Origin of the sequence: Brevundimonas sp. (assembly GCF_036677305.1) — a bacterium.
Classification (GTDB): domain Bacteria; phylum Pseudomonadota; class Alphaproteobacteria; order Caulobacterales; family Caulobacteraceae; genus Brevundimonas.
This window is the reverse complement of sequence record NZ_JAKFEB010000162.1, coordinates 1-4,717: the sequence shown is the minus strand read 5'-3', so window position 1 is coordinate 4,717 and position 4,717 is coordinate 1. Positions and strand designations below refer to the sequence as shown.

Here is a 4,717-nt window from a genome sequence, read left to right as displayed (position 1 = left end):
GCCGGTCGACCTGTCCGTCCGTCGGATTGGGCACCGGCGGTGAGGCGATCGTGGTCGTCGTCGCGGCGGGCTGGCCGTTCGGCGCGGTCGTCCCGGGCGCGGCGGGGCGCGTCGTGGCCGTGGCCCCGTCGGCGGCGGGCGCGGCAGCCGTCGTTTCCGGGGGAGCCATGGACCGGGCCGGGTCCAGGACCTTGTCGATCGCGAAGATGGACCCGTTGGAGGCGTCGATGTCGGCCCGGGTGATCATCGCGCCGTCGATACGCAGGCCCTCGCCCGTGCCGTCGAGCAGGACGCGCGTGCGGTTGGCGGTCGGGACGCCGCCCCGGGTTCCCGTGATCTGGGACGACGAAACGTCGGCGACGATCACATGATAGAGCAGCAGGTTGCGCAGCTCCCCGGCGTTGGCGGGATCCATCAGCCGGGTGCGCTCGGCCTCGGGCAGGGCGGCGAAGGCCTCGTCCGTCGGGGCGAAAATCGTAATCGCGGGGCGCGACCTGAGGGTGTCGCTCAGCTGGGCCTGGTTGAGCGCCGCCAGCAGGGTGGTGAAATTGCCTTGGCCGGTCAGGACGTCGATGACATTGCCGGCCGCCGCGGGCGTCGCGGGCCCGGCCGCCTGCGCCGGGGCGGCGGCGGGAACCTGTGCCGTCGGTGTCTGCGGGGCGGGGGTCGCTTCGTCGGCGGGTTCTGCGGACGTGGCGGCCGGCGCGGGCATGGCCGGCGCTGCGGTCGTCGGCGCGGCCGGAACCGGCGATGGAGGCGGCGGCGTCGGGGCGGTCTGGGCCAGGGCGGGCGCCGCGAGAAGGGCGGCCGCGGCGGTTGCGGTCAGCAAACGAAGGCGAAGCATGGCGAAATCCCTTTCCTTGGGCGGATGGCCGCAAAGGGAGGGAGGTGCGGCCGGAGGTACACGAAACCTGCCCCCTGAAAGACGCGGGAGGGGTCTCAAGTTCCATCAGGACGGGCGCCTAGCGCAGGGTCGCGGCCCTCACCCACCAGTCGGGACGGACCTTCGTCAGGCGCCCGGCGGCTTGCGCGGCCTGTTCCGCCGTGTCGAACAGGGCGAAGACGGTGGCGCCCGAGCCGGACATGCGGACAAGCCGGACGCCGGGAAGCCGCCGGGCCTCCGACAGGGCTGCGGCGATGGCGGGCTGGAGCGAGACAGCGGGGCCCTCGAGGTCGTTTCGCTGATCTGCGAGCCAGCGGATAACCGACCCCGCGGTCCAGTTCGCCGGCGGGTCGGGCCGGTCGGCGCCGCCTGCCCCGGCCTCGTCGTACGCCCGGTACACGGCCCCGGTGGGCGACGGGACGCCCGGATTGATCAGCAGGGCCGGCAGGGGCGGCAGGCGCGGTTCGAAGGTCAGGCGGTCGCCCCGGCCCTCGGCCCAGGCCGCGCGGGCGTGCAGGCACATGGGGCCGTCAGCGCCGACGGCGGCGGCGATCCCGGCCAGCGCATCGTCGTCGAGCGCCAGGTCGAGCAGATCGCGGGCGGCCTTGAGCGCGGCGCCGGCGTCGGAGGAACCGCCGCCCAGACCCGCGGCGATGGGGAGCTGTTTGTCCAGGGCGGCGGCCAGGGGCGGTTCGCCGCCGCCGGCCACCTGACCCAGCGCGCGCAGGGCATTGAAGATGAGGTTGTCGCCGGCGTCGTCCAGGCCCTTGGCGAAGGGACCCGTCACGGTGAGCGACAGGCGCCCGGCCGCCTCAACCGTGACGCTGTCGCCGATGTCCGCGAACGCGACAAGGCTGGAGAGCGGGTGATAGCCGTCCGCCCCCACAGGTCCGACATGCAGGAACAGATTGACCTTGGCTGGAGCGAGAATGCGGACCGGCGCCATGCCTCAGGGCTGGCCGCCGCCGGGCAGCGGGGCCGGCTCGGCCAGACCCCGCACCAGCTTCTGCTCCACCTCGGCGCGGCGGGGGGCGTCCGGTTCGAGCGTCAGCACCCGGTTCCACTGCCATTCGGCCTCGCGCCGACGTCCGACCTGCCAGTAGGCGTCGCCGAGGTGGTCGACGATCTCGGCGTTGCCCGGCTCCTTGCCGACCGCTTCCTCGAGCGTCTGGACGGCGATGTCGTACTGACCCTGCCGGAACTGGGCCCAGCCGAGGGAGTCCTGGATGTTGCCGTTCTGGGGATCGGCCGCATGCGCCCGGGCCAGCATTTCGGCGCCTTCGGCCACGCGGCGACCGCTGTCGACCCACATGTAGCCGAGATAGTTGAGGATGGCCGGGTCGTTCGGCTTGGCTTGCAGCGCCGCCCACAGCTCGGCCTCGGCCTCGTCGATCCGGTTCAGGTTTTCCAGCACGGCGCCGCGCAGAAAGCGGAACTCGCTCGCCTGCGTCGCGACATTGATGGTCGGCCGGTTGAGGACCGCCAGCGCGTCCTCGTTCCGGCCCATGCCCTGAAGATGGACGGCGAGGGCGTAGGCGAAGGCGGGCTGGTCGGCGGCGGCGGCGTCGGCGCGGCGGAGGGCTTCCAGCGCACCCTCGGGATCCCCTTGCGAGTCCAAGGTCCCGGCCAGACCGAACTGCGCCCGCGCATAGGTGATGGGATCCGCCTGGCCGACGCGCAGGAAGGCCTCACGCGCCAGGCTCGATTGGGGCTGTCGGCCGGAGGCCAGCGCCTGGCCCAGCTGAAGGCTGATCCGGTCGGCAGGGTGCAGGCTGTCGGCCATACGCAGGTAAATCGCCGACAGCTCCCACGCCTCGTTCAGACTGGTCTGCAGGGCCGCGAACTCGAGGGCGTCGGCGGCGCGTTCCAGGGTGGTCGGCTCAGCCGGCGCCCGGCCGCGCGCCAGGACACGCGCCCGGGCCAACAGCGCCTGGGAGTTGGGATTTCCGCCGGTCAGGGCGGCGTCGTAAATGGCCAGGGCCTCGTCCCGCCGCCCCTGCCGCTCAAGGAATTCGGCGTAGTCCAGGGCGAACAACAGGGCGCCGCCGGGAGCGGCCATCAGGATCCTGTACTCGGCGTCGGCCTCGGCGAAGCGCCGACGGCTTTCGAGCAGGCCTGCACGCTGCTGGTGCAGGATAAGGCCTGCGGGGTCGGTCGGCGGCGTCTCGACCGCTTTCAGGGCGGTGTCCCAGTCCCCCGCCGCACCGGCGACGACCGGCGTCAGATAGCGCGCGGCGGCGCGGAAGGGTTCGGCAAAGGGGCGCAGGGTCAGCAGCGCGAGACTCTGGCGCGGTTCTCCGGAACGCAGGGCCTGGATCAGTTCGATCAACCGCCCCGCCTCGGCCAGATCGGGCGTGGCCGCGACCGTCGGCGTCAGGCGCGCCACCTCGCCGATGTCGCCGGAGAACAGTCCGGACCGGAAGGCCTCCTCGCCAAGGGCGGGCTGCTCGGGCGCCAGGGCGTGGGCGTCGCCCAGGAGTTCGGAACCCGCCGCCCGGTCGCCGCGGATGCTGGCCAGGCGACCGGCCAGATAGAGGCCGTAGGCGGACTGGCCCGAGGCGTCGACGGGCACGGGGGCCCAGATCGCCGGGATGGGCGGCGCGGCCGGCTCCGCCGGCTCGACGGGCGGCTCTTCCGCCGGGACCACCATGGGCGGGTGAAGCTCCTCCGGCGGCACGGCATCCACGCCGGGAATGAGGACGGGGCCGGGCGTTTGCCGCTCCGGCGCGTTGAGCGGCGGATCCAGGATGACCGGCGCATCCTGCGCGAACGCAGGCGCGGACAGGGCCAGGGCGGCGCAACCGGTCAGGAGAGAAGCAAGGCGGGAAAGGCGCATGATGGAACCCTCACCGGATTATGCGGCGACGACAAGGCCCCACGCCTGCTCCCGGAAAGAATTGGCCGCTACATGTTCGGATAGTTGGGGCCGCCGCCGCCTTCGGGCGTGGTCCAGACGATGTTCTGCGACGGGTCCTTGATGTCGCAGGTTTTGCAGTGGACGCAGTTCTGGGCGTTGATCTGGAAGCGCGGATTGGCCCCCGCCTCGTCGTACAGCACCTCGTACACGCCCGCGGGGCAGTAGAGCCGCGCCGGCTCGCCGTAGAGCGGCAGATTCACCCGGATCGGGACCGACGGGTCCAGCAGCTTCAGGTGGGCCGGCTGTTCCTCGGCATGGTTGGTGTTGGAGATGAAGACCGACGACAGCTTGTCGAACGACAGCTTCCCGTCCGGCTTCGGATAGGCGATCGGCTTGTGCTTCGCGGCCTTTTCGGTCGATCCGGCGTCCGTCTTCCCGTGCGTCAGCGTCCACGGAAGATTCACGCCGAAGATCGACGAGAACCACATGTCGAACAGGCCCGCCGCCCCGCCCAGGGTCGTGCCCAGCTTCGACAGATACGGCTTGGCGTTCCGGACCTGTTTCAGCTCCCTGTAGACCCAGCTGTTCTCGTAGGCCGTCTGGTATTCGACCAGCCGGTCGCCCGAGCGCCCGGCCATGACGGCGTCATAGGCGGCGTCGGCGGCCAGCATGCCGGTCTTCATGGCGTTGTGGCTGCCCTTGATGCGCGGGACGTTCACGAAGCCGGCCGAACAGCCGATCAGGACGCCGCCGGGGAAGCTCAGCTTCGGCACCGACTGGAAGCCGCCCTCGGTGATGGCGCGGGCGCCGTAGGAGATGCGGGTCCCGCCCTCCAGATGCTCGGCGATCGAAGGGTGGTGCTTGAAGCGCTGGAACTCGTCGAACGGCGACAGGAAGGGGTTCTTGTAGTTCAGGTGCACGACGTAGCCGATGGCCACGTAACGATCGCCGAAATGGTAGAGGAAGCTGCCGCCGCC

Annotated in this window: 4 protein-coding genes; all 4 read right to left on the bottom strand. The window is 71.6% G+C overall.

All coding sequences use genetic code 11. The features are described 5' to 3' along the window. A partial coding sequence (locus V6M42_RS09130) for a fasciclin domain-containing protein (protein ID WP_332678279.1) occupies positions 1 to 844 on the bottom strand: 844 nt, incomplete at its 3' end. A gap of 118 nt (positions 845 to 962) precedes the next feature. Then, positions 963 to 1,829, bottom strand: coding sequence for a 4-(cytidine 5'-diphospho)-2-C-methyl-D-erythritol kinase (locus tag V6M42_RS09125; protein WP_332678278.1), 867 nt, complete (start codon positions 1,827 to 1,829; stop codon positions 963 to 965). Positions 1,830 to 1,832: 3 nt separating this feature from the next. Beyond that, a complete protein-coding gene (locus V6M42_RS09120) occupies positions 1,833 to 3,719 on the bottom strand; it encodes a tetratricopeptide repeat protein (RefSeq protein ID WP_332678277.1) in 1,887 nt (628 codons plus the stop codon). Between the two features lie 68 nt (positions 3,720 to 3,787). Next, on the bottom strand, positions 3,788 to 4,717 hold a 930-nt coding region (locus V6M42_RS09115; protein WP_332678276.1), incomplete at its 5' end, for an electron transfer flavoprotein-ubiquinone oxidoreductase.

What these genes read in the sequence shown, in the direction of transcription:
- V6M42_RS09125 (WP_332678278.1), bottom strand. Translation starts at nt 1,829, where the DNA reads ATGGCGCCGGTCCGCATTCTCGCTCCAGCCAAGGTCAATCTGTTCCTG.
- V6M42_RS09120 (WP_332678277.1), bottom strand. Translation starts at nt 3,719, where the DNA reads ATGCGCCTTTCCCGCCTTGCTTCTCTCCTGACCGGTTGCGCCGCCCTG.